17 protein-coding genes and 1 riboswitch are annotated in these 20,180 nt (G+C 73.5%); of the genes, 16 read left to right on the forward strand and 1 reads right to left on the reverse strand.

Annotated elements, in window-relative coordinates; translation table 11 throughout:
- The first annotated feature begins 4 nt into the window (after positions 1 to 4).
- The 11 genes from pafA to Bra3105_RS02270 all read left to right on the forward strand — a co-directional run bounded on the left by pafA (position 5) and on the right by Bra3105_RS02270 (position 11,280).
- Entirely contained in the window at positions 5 to 1,390 is a 1,386-nt protein-coding gene (gene pafA / locus Bra3105_RS02220) for a Pup--protein ligase (RefSeq protein ID WP_228358427.1), read from the forward strand.
- 126 nt (positions 1,391 to 1,516) lie between these two features.
- The gene (locus Bra3105_RS02225) at positions 1,517 to 2,479 is read left to right on the forward strand and encodes an FKBP-type peptidyl-prolyl cis-trans isomerase (protein WP_228358428.1); all 963 of its coding nucleotides are present in this window, start codon (positions 1,517 to 1,519) and stop codon (positions 2,477 to 2,479) included.
- 82 nt (positions 2,480 to 2,561) lie between these two features.
- Positions 2,562 to 2,942, forward strand: a complete 381-nt coding sequence (locus Bra3105_RS02230; protein WP_200500716.1) for an FKBP-type peptidyl-prolyl cis-trans isomerase — start codon at positions 2,562 to 2,564, stop codon at positions 2,940 to 2,942.
- A 7-nt stretch (positions 2,943 to 2,949) separates the two neighbouring features.
- Positions 2,950 to 5,100 carry a primosomal protein N' family DNA-binding protein gene (locus Bra3105_RS02235; protein WP_228358429.1) on the forward strand — a complete coding sequence of 717 codons (2,151 nt, stop codon included), beginning with the start codon at positions 2,950 to 2,952 and terminating at the stop codon, positions 5,098 to 5,100.
- A gap of 25 nt (positions 5,101 to 5,125) precedes the next feature.
- Positions 5,126 to 6,130, forward strand: a complete 1,005-nt coding sequence (gene fmt, locus Bra3105_RS02240) for a methionyl-tRNA formyltransferase (RefSeq protein ID WP_228358430.1) — start codon at positions 5,126 to 5,128, stop codon at positions 6,128 to 6,130.
- Positions 6,127 to 7,761, forward strand: a complete 1,635-nt coding sequence (locus Bra3105_RS02245; RefSeq protein WP_228358431.1) for an RsmB/NOP family class I SAM-dependent RNA methyltransferase — start codon at positions 6,127 to 6,129, stop codon at positions 7,759 to 7,761. Before fmt ends, Bra3105_RS02245 begins: the two co-directional genes overlap by 4 nt.
- 57 nt (positions 7,762 to 7,818) lie before the next feature.
- Positions 7,819 to 8,496 carry a ribulose-phosphate 3-epimerase gene (rpe, locus tag Bra3105_RS02250; RefSeq protein ID WP_228358432.1) on the forward strand — a complete coding sequence of 226 codons (678 nt, stop codon included), beginning with the start codon at positions 7,819 to 7,821 and terminating at the stop codon, positions 8,494 to 8,496.
- A 121-nt stretch (positions 8,497 to 8,617) separates the two neighbouring features.
- Positions 8,618 to 8,746: riboswitch (FMN riboswitch) on the forward strand.
- Positions 8,747 to 8,836: 90 nt separating this feature from the next.
- On the forward strand, positions 8,837 to 9,544 hold the full coding sequence (gene pnuC, locus Bra3105_RS02255) for a nicotinamide riboside transporter PnuC (RefSeq protein WP_228358433.1): 708 nt from the start codon (positions 8,837 to 8,839) through the stop codon (positions 9,542 to 9,544).
- A gap of 80 nt (positions 9,545 to 9,624) precedes the next feature.
- Entirely contained in the window at positions 9,625 to 9,888 is a 264-nt protein-coding gene (locus tag Bra3105_RS02260) for a phosphoribosyl-ATP diphosphatase (RefSeq protein ID WP_152352942.1), read from the forward strand.
- Between the two features lie 71 nt (positions 9,889 to 9,959).
- On the forward strand, positions 9,960 to 10,817 hold the full coding sequence (hisG, locus tag Bra3105_RS02265) for an ATP phosphoribosyltransferase (RefSeq protein ID WP_200500712.1): 858 nt from the start codon (positions 9,960 to 9,962) through the stop codon (positions 10,815 to 10,817).
- Between the two features lie 4 nt (positions 10,818 to 10,821).
- Complete coding sequence (locus tag Bra3105_RS02270) at positions 10,822 to 11,280, forward strand: PH domain-containing protein (protein ID WP_228358434.1); 459 nt, start codon at positions 10,822 to 10,824, stop codon at positions 11,278 to 11,280.
- Between the two features lie 112 nt (positions 11,281 to 11,392).
- Here the strand turns inward: Bra3105_RS02270 and Bra3105_RS02275 are convergent, their stop codons facing one another.
- On the reverse strand, positions 11,393 to 12,619 hold the full coding sequence (locus Bra3105_RS02275) for a DUF3866 family protein (RefSeq protein WP_228358435.1): 1,227 nt from the start codon (positions 12,617 to 12,619) through the stop codon (positions 11,393 to 11,395).
- Between the two features lie 37 nt (positions 12,620 to 12,656).
- Between Bra3105_RS02275 and Bra3105_RS02280 the strand changes: the two genes are divergently transcribed.
- From Bra3105_RS02280 to Bra3105_RS02300, 5 genes are all read left to right on the forward strand, one after another.
- Positions 12,657 to 14,714, forward strand: coding sequence for a WYL domain-containing transcriptional regulator (locus Bra3105_RS02280; RefSeq protein WP_228358436.1), 2,058 nt, complete (start codon positions 12,657 to 12,659; stop codon positions 14,712 to 14,714).
- A 134-nt stretch (positions 14,715 to 14,848) separates the two neighbouring features.
- Positions 14,849 to 15,205, forward strand: coding sequence for a Sec-independent protein translocase subunit TatA (tatA, locus tag Bra3105_RS02285; RefSeq protein WP_200500709.1), 357 nt, complete (start codon positions 14,849 to 14,851; stop codon positions 15,203 to 15,205).
- Positions 15,206 to 15,324: 119 nt separating this feature from the next.
- Entirely contained in the window at positions 15,325 to 16,266 is a 942-nt protein-coding gene (gene tatC / locus Bra3105_RS02290; protein ID WP_228358437.1) for a twin-arginine translocase subunit TatC, read from the forward strand.
- On the forward strand, positions 16,263 to 17,213 hold the full coding sequence (locus Bra3105_RS02295) for a diacylglycerol/lipid kinase family protein (protein ID WP_228358438.1): 951 nt from the start codon (positions 16,263 to 16,265) through the stop codon (positions 17,211 to 17,213). The genes tatC and Bra3105_RS02295 overlap by 4 nt, the downstream gene beginning before the upstream one ends.
- On the forward strand, positions 17,213 to 20,167 hold the full coding sequence (locus Bra3105_RS02300; protein ID WP_228358439.1) for a DEAD/DEAH box helicase: 2,955 nt from the start codon (positions 17,213 to 17,215) through the stop codon (positions 20,165 to 20,167). Before Bra3105_RS02295 ends, Bra3105_RS02300 begins: the two co-directional genes overlap by 1 nt.
- The last annotated feature ends 13 nt before the right edge of the window (positions 20,168 to 20,180 follow it).

Raw genomic sequence — 20,180 nt, forward strand, 5'->3', positions numbered from 1 at the left:
GCTGATGGAGCGCCGCATCGGGGGACTGGAGACCGAGTTCGGGCTCGTGTGCGTGCGGTCCGACGGCACGCGCGCCCTCGAGCCCGAGGCGGCCGCGCGCGAGCTGTTCCGGCCCGTCGTCGCCCAGGGCCGCTCCTCGAACGTGTTCCTGCGCAATGCTGCCCGGCTGTACCTCGACGTCGGCTCGCACCCCGAGTACGCGACGGCCGAGTGCGACGACTGGTGGGAGCTCGTCGCGCAGGACAAGGCGGGGGAGCGGATCCTCGCCGACCTCATGGCGCGCGCGAACGCGGCCCTCGCCGAGCGCGGAGAGGACGCCCGCATCCACCTGTTCAAGAACAACGTGGACCACGAGGGCAACTCCTTCGGCAGCCACGAGAACTACCTCGTGGACCGTCGCGGCGAGTTCACCCGCCTGCCCCGGATCCTGCTGCCCTTCCTCGCCACCCGCCAGATCGTCACCGGTGCGGGCGGCGTGGTCACCGAGGAGGACGGCGGCTCCCGCTTCGTCTTCTCCCGGCGCAGCGACCACATGTGGGAGGCCGTGTCCTCGGCGACCACGCGCACCCGGCCGCTGATCAACACGCGCGACGAGCCCCACGGGGACCCTTCGCGCTTCCGCCGCCTGCACGTGATCGTGGGCGATTCGACCATGTCCGAGGTCTCGACGTGGCTGCGCTTCGCGACCACCGATCTCGTGCTGCGCCTCATCGAGTCCGGCCGCGCGGTCGACGTCCCCGAGCTCGAGGACACGATCTCCGCGATCCGCGTCGTCGCCCGCGACCTCCCCGGCACCGAGCCGCTGCCGCTCGCGAGCGGTCGCACCTCGAGCGCCCTGCAGATCCAGCAGCGCTATCTCGACCTCGTCGCGCCTCTCGCCCGCGAGGACGAGCACGACGTCCTGGAGACCTGGCAGCGCGCCCTGGACGCGGTCCTCACCGGCGACCGGTCCTGGGCCTCGCGCACGCTGGACTGGGCGATCAAGGAGAGACTGTTCACCCAGGTCGCCGCCCGCCACGGTCTGGACCTGGGGGATCCGCGCATCGAGCGCCTCGACCTCGCCTACCACGACATCGACCCGGAGAAGGGCCTCACGAGCTCGCTGCGCCGGCGAGGACAGGCGCCCGCCGTGCTGTCCGAGACCGCGATCGGATCCGCGTGCGCGACGGCGCCCACGACGACCCGCGCCCACCTGCGCGGCCGCTTCGTCACCGCGTCCGAGGAGGCGCACGTGGACCACGTCGCCGACTGGACGACGATGCGGCTCGTGCGCCAGGGCGCCATGCCCGTGAGCATCATGGACCCCTTCCAGACGGAGTCGGAGCAGGTGGACTCGCTCATCGCCCAGGTGCGGGCGCTCGGCTCCGCGGACGGGGCACCTCCCGCCTGAGCCCTTCCGTGGGCGCCTCCCGCCGGGCCCGTCGGCCCGGTCGCCTTCCAGCCCGGCCCCACCTCGACCCCGTACTCTGAGGGCATCGGCCGCCGCCGCGGCCTCCCCGACACGAAAGGCCCCCTGGTGATCTCTCGCCGCTCCCTGCTCAGCTCCGCCCTCGCGGCGTCCGCCGCGATCGGCCTCGCCGCCTGCTCCGACGACCAGGACGGCTCGGGCTCCTCGGACGGCGGCGGCGCGTCCGACAGCGCGACCCCCGCGCTCGACGGAGTCACCATCAGCAAGGACCTGAAGAAGGCGCCGAAGGTCGAGTTCAAGGCGCCGCTGAGCATCGATCAGCCGGATGCCCGCACGGTCGTCGCCGGCAAGGGCACGCAGATCGCCGAGGGCGACACGGTCATCTGGCGCCCCCTCTACGTGGACGCGAGCAGCGGCAAGACCAAGCAGTCCTGGTGGGAGGGCGGCCCCGCCGGCAGCGTCACCGTCACCACCGACCAGATCGGCGAGAAGGCCGCGGACTTCCTGGTCACGGCGACCGTGGGCTCGCGCGTCGCCCTCGCCGGCTGGCAGCAGGACGCGAGCGGCTCGATGATCTCGCTGATCCAGGTGGCCGACATCGACCGCGTCGTCTCCCCGCTGCGCGCGAAGGGCAAGGTCCAGAAGACCTCGGGCGACCTGCCCGCCGTCAAGCTCGGCAAGGACGGCGCCCCGTCGCTCGAGGGCAAGCCCGAGGGCGATCCGCCGTCGAAGACCACCCGCGAGGTGCTCATCGAGGGCGAGGGGGACAAGACGCAGAAGGGCGACCACCTGGTGATGCAGTACACCGGGTGGACCTGGGACGACGGCAAGCAGTTCGACTCCTCGTGGGAGCGGAAGGTGCCGTTCGGCTTCACCCAGGGCCAGGGCGACGTCATCACCGGCTGGGACGAGCACCTCACCGGACTGCCCATCGGCAGCCAGGTGATGCTCGTGATCCCGCCCAAGGACGCCTACGGCACCGACGAGAAGTCCGGCGGCGAGCTCGCCGGCAAGACACTCGTGTTCGTCATCGACATCCTCGACGCGGCGCCCACGCAGAAGAACTCCTGAGCGCACGCTCCGCATCGCGCCGCTCTCCCGACACCGACGAGCACATCCCCACCCCGCCGTTCCCACCGACCAGGAGGACACCATGGACCGCAGCAAGCCCGAGATCGAGTTCCCCGGCACCGAGGCGCCCACCGAGCTGGTGATCGTCGACGAGATCGAGGGCGAGGGCCCCGAGGCCAAGGCCGGCGACGTCGTCGACGTGCACTACGTGGGCGTCTCCCACGGAACCGGCGACGAGTTCGACGCCTCCTGGAACCGCGGCGAGCCGCTGCGCTTCCAGCTCGGGGTGGGCCAGGTCATCAGCGGCTGGGACCAGGGCGTGCAGGGGATGCGCGTGGGCGGCCGTCGCCGCCTCGAGATCCCCGCCTCGCTCGCCTACGGCGACCGCGGCGCGCCGCCCGTGATCGCGCCCGGGGAGTCGCTGATCTTCGTGTGCGACCTGGTGGCCGTCCACTCGCGCTGACGCCCTCGTGACCCGTGACGCCCAGGAGGGCCTGTTCGAGGCGCCCGCACCCGCCCCCGGACCCGCCCCGGCCTCGTCGTCGCGCCCGCGCACCACGGCAGGGTTCGAGGTCGCCGCGCACGATCCCGTCGCCTCGGTCCGGCTGATCGGCGTCCTGCCCCATCTGGACCGTCCCTTCGACTACGCGGTGCCGGCGACCCTGGACGCGGCGGGCCCGGGCATGCGCGTGAAGGTCCGCTTCTCGGGACGCGAGCACGACGGCATCGTGCTCGCACGCAGCGCGCGGGCGAGCACGGACCGCCCCCTCGCGCCCCTGGCCCGCCTCGTCTCCGAGGACGTGGTGATCTCCCCGGACATGCTGCGCGTGTGCGGGGAGGTCGCCGAGCGGTGCGCCGGGAGCGTCGGGGACGTGCTGCGTCTGGCGATCCCCCCGCGCCACGCCCGCGCCGAGAAGGCCGACCGCGCGGCCGAGGAGAAGGAGCGCACGGAGCAGCCCGAGCCTGCAGAGGAGCCCGAGTCGGCGGGGGAGTCCGCGCCTGCGGGGGAGTCCGAGGCCGGCGACGGATCCGCCGCGGAGGACGAGGCGTCGGCCGCTCCCGCCGATGGCCTGCTCACCGCCTACGCGGGACTCCCCGCACTGCTCTCCCGCGCCGGCGCCCCGCAGGGCCCCGTGCCGCGCGCCGCCGTCGTCCTGGAGCCCGCGCACTCCTGGGACGAGCTGACGGCCCAGGCGATCGGGGCGCTCCCGGACGGGGCCGGAGCGCTCGCCATCGCGCCCGATCAGCGCGATGTGCAGCGTCTGCATCGCTGCCTCGAGGCGCATGGGATCCCCCATGAGGTGCTCACGAGCGCCGACGGGCCCGAGAAGCGCTACCGCGCCTTCCGCCGGATCCTGCGCGGCGCCTCGCGGGTGGTGATCGGGAACCGCTCGGCCGCCTTCGCCCCCGTCGCGGACCTCGCCCTGGCGATCTGCCTCGATCCGGCCGACGACCTGCTCGTCGAGCCGCGTGCGCCGTACCCGCACCTGCGCACGATCCTGCAGTCCCGATCCGCCCAGGAGCACTGCGCCCTGCTCCTGGTCAGCCGCTCCCTGGACCCGCAGACCCTGTTCCTGGCGGAGAGCGGCTACCTGCACCTGCTGCCGCCCGTGCCCGCGCCGCTCACCGCAGTGCGCCCGCACATCGAGGCCATGGACGAGTACCTGCGCGAGAGGGAGGGCCCCAGCGGCCGCTCCCGCATGCCCCAGCAGGCCATGCGGGTGCTGCGCGAGGGGATGGCTCGCGGTCCCGTGCTCGTGCAGGTGCCCCGCTCCGGCTACGTCCCCGCGGTCGCCTGCACGTTCTGCGGCACCCGCTGCCGCTGCCCCCAGTGCTCCGCGCCGCTCGTGCTGCGCGGGCGCGCCGGCGGCCTCCAGTGCACCGTGTGCGGTCGACGCGAGGACGCCTACCGCTGCCCGGAGTGCTCGCGCACGCAGGTGAAGGCCCTCGTCGTCGGCTCGGCCCGCACCGCCGAGGAGCTGCGGCGCGCCTTCCCCGACGCCCCCTTCCGCGTCGCCGGCGGGGCCCAGGGCCCGGTCCCCGACGACGACGTGCCCGACGGGGCGATCGTCGTCGCGACCCCCGGCGCCGAGCCCGCACCGAGCGGGGGATTCGCGGCCGCCCTCCTGCTCGACGCCGACGCGATGCTCGCCCGCGCCGCCTACGACGCCGACGTCGAGGCCGTGCGCCGCTGGTCCAACGCGATCGCCCTCGTGCGACCCCAGGCGGAGGGAGGACGCGTGCTGATCGTCGGCACCGCGACCCTGCCCGCGATCCGCGATCTCGTCGCCCACCGCTCGCGCGTCTTCCTCGACCGGGTCATGGAGGACCGCCGCGCCCTGGACCTCCCGCCGATCTCGAAGGTCGCCGAGGTCGTGGGCGACCGGCCCGCCGTGCGCTCCTTCCTGGGCCAGGCCACACTGCCCGACGCCACGGACGTCTTCGGACCCGTCGACGTCCCCGAGGAGGACGACCGCATCCGCTCGCGCGCGGTGCTGCGCCTCCCGGTCGAGCGCTCGCGCGAGCTCGCCGACGCCCTCCGCGCCGGCATCGCTGCCCGCAGCGCGCACAAGGACCCCGGCTCCCTGCGCGTGCGCCTCGATCCGCCCGACGTGTTCTGAGCCCCCGCCCGTAGAATGGCTGATCATGCGCATCCTCTTCGCCGGCACCCCTGAGGTCGCCGTCCCCTCGCTCCGCGCGCTCCTCGACTCACCCCACGAGGTCGTCGCCGTGCTCACGCGCCCCGACGCCCGCTCGGGACGCGGCCGGACCCTGCGGCCGAGCCCCGTCCGCGTCCTCGCCGAGGAGGAGGGCGTCCCCGTCCTCACCCCGGACTCGCTGCGCGGGGAGGACGTCCTCTCGCAGCTGCGCGCCCTGGACGTCGAGGCGGCGGCCGTCGTCGCCTACGGGAACCTGGTCCCGCCTGCCGCGCTCGCGATCCCTCCGCACGGCTGGGTGAACCTGCACTTCTCGCTCCTCCCCGCCTGGCGCGGAGCGGCCCCCGCCCAGCGCGCGGTGCTCGCCGGGCAGGAGAGCACCGGCATGACCACCTTCCTGCTCGAGAAGGGCATGGACACCGGCCCCGTGCTCGCGACCCGGGACGTCGCCATCGACCCCTTCGAGACCGCTGGATCCCTCCTGGACCGGATGGCGGTCGACGGCGCTCCGCTCCTGGTGGAGACCCTCGACGCCCTCGCCGACGGCACCGCCCGCCCGGTCCCGCAGGACGACGGGGGCGCGACCCGGGCGGCGAAGCTCACGCCCGCCGAGGCGGAGCTCGACCTCGGCCTGCCCGCTCCCGAGGTCTCCGCCCGCATCCGCGGGATGAGCCCGCACCCCGGCGCGTGGACCACCTGGGAGGGGCAGCGGATGAAGGTGCTGGGCGTCGAGCCCGTGCGCTCGGAGGCCCCGCCCCTTTCCCCCGGCCGCCTGCACGCCACGCGCACGCAGCTGCTGATCGGCACCGGCAGCGAACCCCTCGCCCTCGACCGGATCGCGCCCGCCGGCCGGCGCCCCATGCGCGCGGCCGACTGGGCCCGCGGCGCGGGCCTCACCGAGGACTCCTCCTTCGGCGCCGCCGACCGCTGCGCCGACGATCCCGCCGACAGCCCCGCAGACCGTCCCGTCGACGAGCAGGAGACCACACGATGAACGCGCACCAGGACCAGGGACGGGGCCGGCCCGACCATCGCGACCGGCGTGACCACGGCGATCGCAGGGATGACCGGCGCGAGGGTCGACACGGCGCCGGCCGCGACGCCAAGGGCCGCGAGCGCTCCGGGTCCCGCGGTCGGGGAGGCCCGCGCCGCGGGTGGTCCCAGGAGCGCCCGTCCGAGCGCCGTCGCAGCACCACGAGCTCGCGCACCGTCGCCTACGACGCCCTGCGCGCCGTCCACGAGGACGACGCCTACGCGAACCTCACCCTCCCGCACCAGCTGCGCCGCGCCCGCCTGCACGGCCGCGACGCCGCGTTCACGACCGAGCTGTTCTACGGCACCCTGCGCGCCCAGGGCCGCCTGGACGCGATCCTCGCGCTGTGCATCGACCGTCCCCTCGACGACGTCGAGGAGGCGGTGCGCGATGTGCTGCGGCTCGGCGCGTACCAGCTGCTGGACATGGGCGTCGCCCCGCACGCCGCGACCTCCGAGACCGTGGCCCTCGCCCGCTCCCGGGTGGGCGCTGGCGCCGCGAGCTTCGTCAACGCCGTGCTGCGCCGGGTGGGGGAGAAGGACCTGCCGACCTGGGTCGCCGAGGCCGCCCCTGACCGTGAGCAGGACGAGATCGGGCACCTGGCCGTCGCCCATTCGCATCCCGCATGGATGGTGCGCGCCCTCTCCGACGCCCTGGCCGCCCACGGTCGCGACCGCTCGGAGATCGACGACCTGCTCGCCGCGCAGAACGCCGCCCCCTCGGTCTCCCTGGTCATGCGCCCGGGCCTCACCGACCCCGAGGAGCTCGCCGCCGCGGGCGCCGAGCCCGGCCGCCTCAGCGTCTTCGCCGCCTCCTGGCCGGGCGGCGACCCGGGCGGGGCCGAGCCGGTCGCCGAAGGGCGCGCCGCCGTGCAGGACGAGGGCTCCCAGCTGATGGCCCTCGCCCTCGGACTCGGCGCCGACGACCTCTTGGAGGGGCCCGACCACCACTGGCTCGATCTCTGCTCGGGACCCGGCGGCAAGACCGCCCTGCTCGCGGGGCTCGCCCTCGAGCGCGACGCCGACCTCCTCGCCATCGAGCTGCAGCCCCACCGCGTCGACCTCGTGCGCCGCGCGATCGCGACGCTCGTCGAGGCCGGCGCCGAGACCGGGGTCCGCGAGGGCGACGGCACGAGGATCGGCGCCGAGATGCCCGGTCGCTTCTCGCGCGTGCTGGCCGACGTGCCGTGCACCGGCATGGGAGCGCTCCGCCGTCGGCCGGAGTCCCGCTGGCGCCGCAGTCCCGGGGACGTCGGCGCGATGGGCCGGACGCAGCGGGACCTGCTGTCCAGCGCCCTGGACGCGGCCGGGCCCGGGGGAGTGATCGCCTACGTGACCTGCTCCCCGCACGTCGCCGAGACCCTGCTCGTGGTCAAGGACGTGCTGCGCCGCCGCGACGACGTCGAGCAGCTCGACGCCCGCCCCGCCGTCCGCGCGGGGCTGTTGCCCGAGGCGCTCGAGGGGACGGAGCTCGGCGAGGGCCCGAGCGTGCAGCTGTGGCCGCACGTGCACGGCACCGACGCGATGTTCCTCGCCCTCCTGCGCCGCCTGCCCGAGACCTCTGAGTCGGCCCAGAGCCCTGAGCCCGCCTGACCCCTGAGCCCGCCTGGCCCCTGAGCCCGCCGTCACCCCCGAGGAGAGGACGCACCCGTGACCTACTCGACCGATTCCGCCTTCATCCACCCCAGCATCCTCAACGCCGACTTCATGCGCATCGGCGAGGAGCTCGACCGCATCGCGAGCGCCGACAGCGTGCACGTCGACATCATGGACGGCCACTTCGTCCCGAACATCACCTTCGGCGTGGACATGGTCTCCCAGATCGTCCGCCACGGTCCGATCCCGGTGGACGCCCACCTCATGATCGAGGACGCCGACCGTGAAGCCCCCGCCTACGCCGAGGCCGGAGCCGATTCGGTGACCTTCCACCTCGAGGCCGCGAGCGCCCCCATCCGCCTGGCCCGCGAGCTGCGGGCGAAGAACGCCCGCGCCGGGGTCGCCCTGCGCCCGGCCACGCCCGTCGAGCCGCTGCTGGACATCATCGGCGAGTTCGACATGCTCCTGCTGATGACCGTCGAGCCCGGCTTCGGCGGCCAGAGCTTCCTGGAGACCATGCTCGCGAAGATCCGCCGTGCCCGGAAGGCGATCAGCGACGCGCACCTGGAGGTCTCGATCCAGGTCGACGGGGGAGTGAACCGCGAGACGATCGAGCGCTGCGCGGAGGCAGGGGTCAACGTCTTCGTCGCCGGCTCCGCCATCTACCGCGCCCAGGACGCGGCCGCCGAGATTGACGCGCTGCGCACGCTGGCGAGCGGCCACACCCACTGAGCTCCGCACGCCGCTGCGCACCCGGAGATCCGACGCCGACGCATGAACGCGGATGTCCTCCGGGCCACACCGGAACCCGTCGTGACCTGCGAACGGGCTAGAGTCTCCTCGTCACCACGGTGACGTGCTCCGGGGTCGGTGGAAATCCGAGCCGGCGGTCATAGTCCGCGACCCGTCCTGCCCGCGCAGGACGGTGGAGCCGGTGGAACTCCGGCACCGACAGTCACAGCCTGGATGAGAGGCGCACGTCCTGCATGCCGCGGCCCGGCGCATCCGGGTGCGCGCCCGCCTGCCGGACTCCGCCCCCCGCGCTCGTCGCCCCGAGCGGAAGGCAGTGGTCATGGGAGTCATCGAGTGGCTCTTCAACGCGAAGATCGAATTCGCCGGAGGGCAGTTCCTGCTCTGGCGCGAGGTCGTGGGCAACGTGTTCGGCCTCCTCAGCGCCCTCGGCGGCATGCGCCGCAAGGTCTGGGCGTGGCCCATCGGCATCATCGGCAACCTGCTGCTGCTCACCGTGTTCCTCGGCACCGTGTTCGGCACCCCGAACCCCGTCGACCTCCTGGGCCAGGCCGGCAGACAGGTGATGTTCATCGTCACCAGCATCTACGGCTGGTGGCGCTGGCACTCCGCGCGCACCGGCGGGGGCACCGCCGTCGAGCCCCGCTGGGCCGGATGGGGCACCCGCGCCCTGCTCGTCGTGGTCCTCGTCGGCGGCACCGCCGCCCTCACCCCGCTGTTCCGCGCGCTCGGGTCCTACGAGCCCGTCTGGGCCGACGCCTGGATCTTCATGGGCAGTCTCCTGGCGACCTTCGGCATGGCCAAGGGCTGGGTCGAGTTCTGGCTGATCTGGGTCGCGGTCGACGTCGTGGGCGTGCCCCTGCTGTTCTCCGCCGGCTACTACGCGAGCGGGCTCATGTACGTCTTCTACGGACTGTTCACGCTCACCGGGTTCTTCGTCTGGTGGCGGGTGCGGACCCGGGAGGACCGCGCCGTGACCGTCGAGACCGCGCACCTGGATCCGACCGTCGGCCGACGTCCCCGTCCGTGACCGCGCACCCGAGGCCGCACCCCGCCGCCCCCGCTGAGATGGCGCGCCCTGGCACCGCTATCGACCGATACCCTGGTGCCGTGAAGGATTTCGAGTCGCTGCACGCCGAGCTGACCCAGAAGGCCGCCGATCGCCCCGAGGGGTCCGGCACGGTCGCCGAGCTGGACGCCGGCGTGCATGCCATCGGCAAGAAGATCGTCGAGGAGGCCGCCGAGGTCTGGATGGCCTGCGAGCACGAGTCGCACGAGGCCGCCGCCGAGGAGATCTCCCAGCTCCTCTACCACCTCCAGGTGATGATGATCGCCAAGGACATCACGCTCGAGGACGTCTACCGACATCTGTGAGGGTCTGCCCCCGCAGATCCGTCCCGCAGACCGTCCCGTCCTCCCGCCGCCCCTCCGCCGAAGGGAATCCCGTGCTCCGCATCGCCGTGCCCAACAAGGGCGCCCTGTCCGAACCCGCCGCCGCCCTGCTCTCCGAGGCGGGCTACCGCCGTCGCGGCACCGCCAAGGAGCTCGTCCTGGTCGACGAGCCCAACAACGTCGAGCTGTTCTTCCTGCGCCCCCGCGACATCGCGGTGTACGTCGGATCGGGGACGGTGGACGTCGGCATCACCGGGCAGGACATGCTCGCCGACTCCCGCACCGCGGCCGAGGTCATCCTGCCCCTGGGCTTCGCGCACTCCACCTTCCGCTTCGCCGCGCAGGCGGGCGAGGAGCGCGACCTCGGGGGACTCGCGGGCGCTCGCATCGCGACCTCGTACGAGAACCTCGTCGAGGACCACCTCGCCGAGCACGGCGTGGAGGCCACGGTCGTCCACCTCGACGGCGCCGTGGAGAGCTCGATCCGCCTGGGCGTCGCAGACGTCATCGCGGACGTGGTCGAGACCGGCACCACCCTGCGCCAGGCCGGGCTCTCCGTCTTCGGCGACCCCATCATGACCAGCCAGGCCGTGCTCTTCTCCCGGCCCGAGCTCACCCTGGACGACGACGCCGCGCACACCCTCGAGGTGCTCGTGCGCCGGGTCCGCGGCGTCCTCGTCGCGCGGGAGTACGTGCTCATCGACTACGACATCCCCACCGAGAAGCTCGAGGGCGCGGTCGCGGTCACCCCGGGCTTCGAGGCGCCCACGGTGTCCGAGCTGCACCGCAGCGGATGGTCCGCCGTGCGCTCGATGGTCGCGGTCTCCGAGACCAACCAGGTCATGGACGCGCTGTACGAGGCGGGCGCTCGCGCGATCCTCGTCACCGCGATCCAGGCCTGCCGGATGTGAGCGCATGAGCATCAGCGCGCCCGACGGGCCCGGCGGCACGGTGGTCCTGCGGCCGCGGGTGACGCGCGTCGTCGCCTACGTGATCGGCTCCGTGGTGATGCTCGCCGCGATCGCCCTCTCCCTGCTCACCCACTTCGGCTTCGCGGACACCGTGGGCTTCCTCGCCTTCGGCCTGGCCGTGCTGTGGTTCTGCCACCGGGAGGGCTCCGTGCGCGCGACCGCGCACGCCGATCGCCTCGTGGTCCGGAACCTCATGGCCACCCGCGAGCTCGAGTGGGCGGAGATCATCGGCGTGGTCTTCCCTCCCGGGGACCCCTGGGCGAAGCTCGATCTGGCAGACGGCGACACCCTCTCGGTGATGGCCGTGCAGCGCACCGACGGCGAGAGGGGCATGACGGCGGCGCGCCGTCTGGCCGGCATGATCGCCGAGCGCTCGGGCACTCCGGGCTCCACGACGGACTGACCCGCGACGGTCCGATACGGGCCGGTCCGACACGTGAAAGTCCGACCCGCGACGGTCCGATCGCGGCCCGGCGCATACGCGGCGGCCTGATCCGCACCTGCCGCGCTGGGGCTCAGCTCTGCGCGAGCTGCGCCGCGCGGCGACCGGCCGCCGCCGCGTAGAGGAACGGCCAGGGATCCTCCTCGAGGCCGCGTCCCATCGTCCGCAGGCCGACGGGGCAGGCCTCGAGGGCCTCCCGCAGACCGGCGCTCGCGACGTCCACGATCCGGTGCTCGACCCCTCGTGCAGCCGCGGGTTCAACCACAGCTGTTTTCACCTGTTCTGTGACATATCGTGTAAAGGTGCTGTCGGCATGGTCTGGGTCGTGGTCGTGGACGCCGTCGACGATTCCGTCGCCGGGACCATCGCCATGGCCGCCGCGGCTGCTGAGCCCGGCGGGCTCGAGCACCGGCACGTCGGCCGCGGCCAGCGCCGCACGGCCCAGCAGCGTGAGGCTGTGATGGGAGACGCCGTAGTGGCGCGCGCGGGCGTCGGCCCCCGAGACCCGCAGCGCGGCGATGGGCCGGCCGCCGAGCACCGCGGTCGCATGGAGACCCTCGGCGGCCTGGATCCCGGAGAAGCCCCAGGCGGTGCCGGTCCCGAGGTTCCCCGGACCCTGCGCGAGCACCACCACGTCGGCTCCGCACACGGCCTTCGCGCCGAGCAGGGCGGTGTGCACGGTGACGGCCTCGAGGTCCCCGCCGAAGGCCTGGCCCGCACTGATGCAGGTGACGAGCTCCCCGGTCTCGCGCAGACGCGCGATCGTGCGCGAGTAGGCGGCGGGCAGCGCCGCGCCGTCGCTCATCACATAGGCGATCCGGGCCTGCGGCGCCTCGGCGCGCACGCCGGCGACGACGGCGGGAAGAGCGGAGTGGAGGTCCGCGAGCACCACGGGCATGCCGCCGAGGTCGTCGGCCCCCTCGAGGGCGGCGCGATGCGGGGATCCGGGGTCGTCGAGCGCATCGACGAGGGTCTGCATCGGGGTGTAGCGGGCCTTGACCATATGGCCCGTCGGCTGCTCTGTCTGCGGGAGCTCGCCGGTGCGGGCGACCACGAGCGCCTGTCCGCCGGTGCCGAGCCCGCGCCGCAGCGCATTGGCGTTCAGCAGCACCACCTCGCCCGGGACGATCTCCCCCACGAGCTCGGGATAGGACAGCGCCGGCACAGCATCCTCCGCAGCGGGCGCGGCCCCGTCGGCCCCCGCCGATGTCGGCGACTGGCTCCGGGCGACCCGGAGCACCTGGACGCCCCGCCAGGGCGCGCTCACCTCGAGGACACGCCCTCGCTCCCACTGCAGCATGCGGCCAGCGTAGCGAGTGTGCGGATACGGTGGTGCGGTGGCTGCTCGAGGTGTGGAACGACTGCTCAACGTCATCATGACCATCGGGTCGCGGTCCCGGATCGACCGCGCCCAGCTCTTCGACGTCATCCCCGACTACGCGAACGCCGAGAGCGTCGACGCGGCGGAGAAGATGTTCGAGCGCGACAAGGCCGCGATCCTCGATCTCGGCCTGCCGCTGGTCTCGGAACGCGACCCCTGGGACGAGTCGCGCGTGCTCTACCGGATCGCGGGCGGCGAGGGCGGCGCGCTGGACGTGACTCCGGAGGAGTACACGGTGCTGCTCGCCGCGAGCCGCGCCTGGGACGACGCCGCCGCCGGGGGAGCGGCGCGCCGGGTGCGCGCGAAGCTGCTGAGCCTGGGCATCGAGGCCGACCCCGACCTGCTGCGGCGCACGCCCCGCGGCGCCCTCGAGTCCCTTCCCGTGCTCACCCCGCTGCTCGAGGCCGTCACCCAGCGTCGACGGGTCACCTTCTCCTACCGCACGGCCGACGGCCGCCTCGCCGAGCGCACCGTCGAGCCGTGGGTCGTCGCCGTCCACGAGGGCCGCTGGTACCTGTGGGGGCACGACGCCGACCGCGACGCGCCGCGGCTTTTCCGCGCTTCGCGCATCGAGACCTATCCGCGCCTGAAGGGCCGGGCGCAGGCGGAGCGCCCCGCGCACACCTCGATCGAGGAGGCCCTGCACCGCTCGGACTCCGCGAGCGAGCAGGCCGAGGCCCGCCTCGCCGTCGAGCCGTTCAAGGCCCTCGCGCTGCGCGACCGCCTCGACGCCCCGCTCGATGCCCCCGAGCTCGTCCTGCCCGAGGCCGCCCGCACCCAGGTGCGGCGGCTGGTCCTCGCCGAGTCCCGCTGGATCGCCCTGCGCGCCCCCGAGCCCTGGCGCCGCGAGCTCGCGGGGATCTTCGCGCAGATCGCCCGCGACCATGAGGCCGCACCCGACCTCGACGTCCTCGAGCGCGCGAGCGTGCGCCGCGAGCCGCGCATCCGCGTGAGCCCCAGCGGCACCGACCATCTCTCGCGCCTCATCGGGGAGGCCTCCTATGTGCTCAGCCGCGGTGAGGTCGAGCTCGAGCAGGTCGCCCGGGAGTTCGCCGTCTCCACCGAGCAGATCATCGAGGACCTGCAGGTGCTGTTCGTGTGCGGTGACCTCGGCACCGGTTGGGAGGACCTCATCGAGGCCGAGTGGGACTCGGGGCTCGTGCGCGTGCGCAACGCCGACGCGCTGCGTCGGCCCCTGCGGCTCAGCGCGCCCGAGACCACCGCCCTGCTCGCGGGACTGGCCACCCTGGATCCTGCGGCGGGCCGTGAGGCGGCCCTCGTCGAGTCCGCACGCCGCAAGCTCTCCGCCCATCTGGGGGAGGAGAGCGGGCAGGCCGACGGCGCCGTCGCCGATCCCGCCGCGGCGGGCGCCTTCCCGCAGCCCGATGCCCCCGCGCCGCTGGGCGACCCGGCCGGACCCGGATCGGCCCGGCGCACCGCCGTCCTCGACGCCGTGCAGGACGCGATCGGCGCCCAGTCCGCTCTGGTGATCCGCTATTCGCCGCCCGCCGCACCCGGCACGACCGTGCGCCGCATCCATCCGCTCGAGCTGCTCACCATCGGCGCGCGCAGCTATGTGCGCGCGGACTGCGAGCTCGCGGGGGAGGAGCGCCGCTTCCGCATCGATCGCATCGTCGAGATCCTCGATGCGGACGCGTCCCTCACCCGGCCCGGCTCAGGGGGCACCCACGCGGACGGCGCTCCGTCCGCCGCCCGCACCGATCCTGCAGCTCCCGTCGGTGGCGCCGGTCGGGTCGAGGGGGACGTCTGGCTGCGCCTGGGGGCCGGCGGCCTCTGGATCGCGGAGGCCTTCGAGGCCCAGGAGATCCGCGATCTCGAGGGGGAGGGCGTCCTCGCGCGCCTGACCCGGCCCGTCCGGGCGGCCCTCGCGGACGCGGTCATCGAGGCGGCCGGCGCCGCCGAGGTGCTCTCGCCGCGCGAGGTGAGAGATGAGATCGTGACCATTTCCTGGGGCGGTGCTGAGCGTCACGCCGAGGGGCAGTCGGTAGGCTGACTCCTCGAGCGTGCGCAGCGCCCAGGCGGCGTCGCCGCGGACCGCGCGTCCCCGCTCCACGGACTCCCATCCAGTCCCGCTGTGGGACGATACTGAGGCCGCCTCCCGCCGCGGCCCCGACGAAAGGAAAGACCATGGGTGCGATCAAGCCCTGGCACATCATCATCCTCGTCCTGGTGGTGCTGCTCCTCTTCGGTGCGGGCAAGCTCCCGAGCCTGGCCCGCAACGTGGGCAAGTCGATGCGCATCTTCAAGAGCGAGGTCGACGAGCTGCGCGGGGACGAGTCCGACGAGGAGCAGGACGAGGAGCCCCGCGACCGCCGCGACCGCTCGAGCCGCGATCGTCGGGACGAGCGGGATGCTCGCGACACCCGCGACGGGCGGGACGAGCGCTCCGGCCGCGATGACCGTGCCTACGATCCGCGCGACGAGCGCGATCGCGACACCGTGCGCGCGCAGGACCGGCCCGAGGACGATTACCGTCGCGACTGAGCTCCTGCTCTCCTCGCTGTCTCCCGCGGCTCCCGTCCCCAGTGCGCGAGCCCGCATGATCTGACGGGTCCGGGCGTCCCAGGCGCCCGGACCCTCGATGCCGGAAGGACGAATCGCCCGTGGCGCAGAACCAGACCTCCGACGAGGCCGCCGAGCCCGCGAAGGCTCGCCGGGGCCGCGGCTCGTCGAAGTCGTCGACGAAGAAGAGGCGTCGTCGCGATCCCGAGGGCCGCATGGCCCTCAACGAGCACCTCATCGAGCTGCGCAACCGGCTGGTGGTCTGCGCGGTCGCGATCCTGCTCCTCTCCGTCGTCGGCTGGTTCGCCTTCGATTTCGTGTATTCGTTCCTGCAGCGGCCGTTCAACGCGGCGAAGGTGCTGAACCCGAACCTCGACGCGCGGATCAGCTACACGAAGGCCGGCGACTTCCTGAGCACGAAGCTCCAGATCTCGGCGTACATCGGCCTGATCCTCTCCGCTCCCGTGGTGATCTACGAGATCTGGATGTTCCTGGTCCCGGGTCTGCACAAGACGGAGCGCCGCTACGCGATCGGCTTCTTCGGCTCCGCGATCCCGCTGTTCTTCATCGGCTGCGTGGCCGGCTACTGGATCATGGACAAGGCGATCCCGATCCTCCTGAGCTTCGCCCCGAACAGCGAGGCCGTCACCGCCAACCTGAACTTCGGCGACTACCTCAAGCTGTTCATCAAGACGATGCTGGCCTTCGGAGTCGCCTTCGACCTGCCCGTGGTGCTCGTGCTCCTGAACTTCCTCGGGATCCTCTCGGGCCGCAGCATGCTCAAGGCCTGGCGCTGGGTGGTCTTCCTGTGCTTCGCCTTCACGGCGGTCATGGTGCCCACGCCCGATCCGTTCACGATGATCGGGATGACCCTGCCGATGGTGGCCCTCTACTTCGCCGCTGTCGCCGTCAGCTTCTGGAACGACAGACGCCGCCGGAAGGCCGAGGGCGCCGAGCTCGACGACGAGCAGGCGAGCAGCATCGACGACGCCCCCGAGGCGATCGACGGGCCGTCGTCCCTCGACGAGGACGACGACCGGTGAGCCGCCTGCGGATCGGATTGCTGACGAATCCGTCCGCCGCCCACGGCGCCGCCCAGCGCACGGGGCGCCAGGTCGCCCACCTCCTGCGGATCGCCGGCATCTCCGTCGTCGAGCTCACCGCGTCCAGCGCGGCCGTCGCCCGCGCCCGCGCCATGGAGATCCGCGAGACCCTCACGGCGCTCGTGGTCGTGGGCGGGGACGGCACGGTCGCGCTCGGCGCCCAGATCGTCGCGAACACGGCGGTGCGCCTCGGCGTCGTCCCCGCGGGGAGCGGCAACGACTTCGCACGCGCCCTGGGTCTCGATGAGACCGACGTCGAGGCGTCCGTGCGCAACCTCCTGCACGCGCTCTCGCGGCCCGTGGTGACGATCGACGCCATCGAGCTGCGGGCCGACGTCGAGGACGGCCATCCGGCCGGCGCCCCGTCGATCGCCGTGGGCAACGTGTCGCTCGGCTTCGACGCGCTCGTCAACGCGCGCGCGAACTCCTCGCGGCTCTCGCCCCGGCTGCGCTACACGGGCGCCGTCATGCGCGAGCTGGCCTCGTTCCGGCCCTACCCGTACTGGATCGAGGTCGACGGAGGCCCCCGGGAGGAGATCGACGCGAGCCTGGTGACCCTGTGCAGCACGGGGATCTTCGGCGGCGGGATGCGCCTGGTGCCCGACGCCCGCGTCGACGACGGCCTGCTCGATCTCGCGATCGTCTCCGGCCTCGGCCGCGGCGGGCTCGTGCGCTTCTTCCCGCGGGTCTTCCGCGGCACCCACACGGACCTCTCCGTCTTCTCGGTACGGCAGGTCCGCGAGATCCGGCTGGGTCTGCGGGAGCCGATGCTCCTGCGCGCCTTCGCGGACGGCGAGCCGCGCAGCCAGCTCCCCGTGCGCGCCCGGGTCCTCCCGGGGGCGGTGCGCATCCTCGCCGACCTCCCCCACGCGGACGGGAGGGAATGATGACCTCGCCCTCGGAGGCCTACGCCCGGTTCCGCGCGGAGCAGCGGCGCCAGGGGACCGAGCTCGCCGTCTTCCGCGAGCGCTTCGACTTCGCCCTCGACCCCTTCCAGGTCGACGGCTGCGAGGCCCTCGAGCACGGCGAGTCCGTCCTCGTGGCGGCGCCCACGGGCGCCGGCAAGACCATCGTCGGCGAGTTCGCGATCCATCTCGCCCTCTCCCAGGGGCGCAAGGTGTTCTACACGACGCCGATCAAGGCGCTGTCGAACCAGAAGCACGACGAGCTGCGCGCGTGGCTCGGCCACGAGAGGGTCGGCCTGCTCACCGGGGACGTGAGCCTGCACCCCGAGGCCGACGTGGTCGTCATGACCACCGAGGTGCTGCGCAACATGCTCTACGCGGGCTCACCGCTGCTCGACGGCCTCGGCTTCGTCGTGATGGACGAGGTCCATTACCTCGCGGACCGGCTGCGCGGACCGGTCTGGGAGGAGGTCATCATCCACCTCGACCGCTCCGTGCAGCTCGTCGCCCTCTCGGCCACCGTCTCGAACGCCGAGGAGTTCGGGACCTGGCTGCAGGAGGTGCGCGGGAGCACGGCGATCATCGTCTCGGAGACCCGCCCCGTGCCGCTGTGGCAGCACGTGCTCGTGGGGACCGAGCTCATGGACCTCTTCGTCGACGAGGACGGCGAGAGGGTGGTCTCCCACGGCCCGGGAGCACGCGGCCGCAGCGAGATCAACCCCGACCTCGAGCAGGTCTCCTCGCTCTCGGCCCCGATCGACGGTCGGCGTGGGGGAGCGCGCGGCGGCGCCGGCGGCCAGGGAGCACGCGGCGGCAGGGGCCACGGAGGCCGCGGGCGCAGCGACCGCCGCGGCACCCGCGGACGCCACCGCCCGCGCGGCCACGACCGGCACAGCGGCGACGGGCGGCACGGCGGGGACGGCCGTCATGGCGGGGACAGGCACCGCGGCAGCAGCCGCGGCGAGACAGGCCACGCCCCGCACCTGCCGCGGCCGCCCCGGCAGTCGGAGATCATCGCGATCCTGGACGACGAGGGCCTGCTGCCGGCGATCTTCTTCATCTTCTCGCGCGCCGGCTGCGACGCCTCCGTGCGCCGACTCGACCAGTCGCGCGTGCGCCTGACCACCGACACCGAGCGGGCGCGCATCCGCGCGTTCCTCGACGAGCGCCTGTCCGTGATCGGTGCCGAGGACGAGCAGGTCCTGCACCTGGCCCAGTTCCGCCGCGCCGCCGAGAACGGCTTCGCCGCCCACCACGCCGGCATGCTCCCGCTGCTCAAGGCGTGCGTCGAGGACCTCTTCGAGGAGGCCCTGATCAAGGTCGTCTTCGCCACCGAGACCCTCGCGCTCGGCATCAACATGCCCGCGCGCTCCGTCGTCCTGGACAAGCTCACGAAGTTCAACGGCGTCGAGCACGCCGATCTCACGCCGGGTGAGTTCACGCAGCTCACCGGGCGGGCGGGTCGCCGCGGCATCGACGTCGAGGGCCACGCGATCGTCGTCGCCGGCCCCGGGTTCGACGCCTCCGCGGTGGCCTCCCTCGCCTCCCGGCGCACCTTCCCGCTGCGCTCGGCCTTCCACCCGACGGCGAACATGGCCGTGAACCTGCTGAGCCGCTTCGATCTCGAGCAGGCCCGCGAGACCCTCGAGATGAGCTTCGCCCAGTTCCAGAGCGACCGCAGCGTCGTGGGCCTCGCCCGCCGCGCCCGCGAGCTCGAGGACACCGTCTCCTCCTACCGCGAGGCGGCGGTCTGCGAGCGCGGCGACCTGGACGAGTACGCGGAGATCCGGCGCCGCATCACCGAGCGCGAGAAGACCCTGTCCCAGCGCCGCTCCGCGGGCGACCGCGATCGCACCCTGAAGGCGCTGCGCGCGCTGCGCCGCGGAGAGGTGATCGCCCTCCCGGGCGGCCGGCGACAGGGGTACGCGGTCGTGCTCGACGTGGACCGCGAGGTCCTGGGCGGTCCGCAGGTCGAGGTGCTCACGACGGAGGGCCGCGCCCGCAGCCTCCGTCCCGGGGACGTGCCCAGCCCTCCTGCCGTGATCGACACCCTGCGCCTGCCGCGGCCCGACCGCATGGGCGCGGCGAAGGTCCGCAAGGACACCGCCGCCGCCCTGCGCGAGCGCCTGGCCGGGCACGATCAGGACGCGCGCGCAGAGGTCCGTCGTCTCGCCGGGCGCACCCCGTCGACCGCCGCCGAGGATCCCGAGCTCATCGAGCTGCGCGAGCGGATGCGCGCCCATCCCTGCCACACCTGCCCCGAGCTCGAGGCCCACGAGCGGTGGCTGCAGCGCCTCGGCCGCGCCGAGAAGGACCTCGCCTCCGTGCAGCGGCGCATCGAGGGCCGCACCTCGTCGCTGGCCCGCCAGTTCGATCGCCTGATCGCCCTGCTCACCGAGCTCGGGCACCTCGCCGAGGATCCCGACGGCGCCCTGCGGCCGACGGAGCGCGGTCTGCGCCTGCGCCGACTGTTCTCCGACCGCGACCTCCTGGTCGCCGAGTGCCTCGAGCGCGGCGCCTGGGACGACCTGCGCCCGGCGGAGCTCGCGGCGATGGTCTCCGCCTGCACCTACGAGGCACGGCGCGACTCCCCGCAGGCGCCCGAGCTGCCTCCCGGCGCCCGCTTCGATGCGGCCCTGGCCGCGACCGAGCGCGTGGCGAAGGACCTGCGCTCCGCCGAGGAGCGCCACGGCGTCGACCCGACGGCGGCGCCCGATCCCGCGATCAGCGCGATCATGCACCGCTGGGCGAGCGGCGAGCACCTCGCCGCCGCCCTCCAGGACGCGGATCTCACCCCGGGGGACTTCGTCCGCCACTGCCGCCAGGTGGTGGATCTGCTCGAGCAGCTCACCGACTCGCCGCACGTCTCCCTCTCAGCCAGGGATGCCATAGTCGGCGTGCGCCGCGGACTCGTCGCCCAGGAGATGGAGCGATGACCACCGCGAGCAC

Origin of the sequence: Brachybacterium halotolerans subsp. kimchii, assembly GCF_020792675.1 — a bacterium.
GTDB lineage: Bacteria > Actinomycetota > Actinomycetes > Actinomycetales > Dermabacteraceae > Brachybacterium > Brachybacterium halotolerans.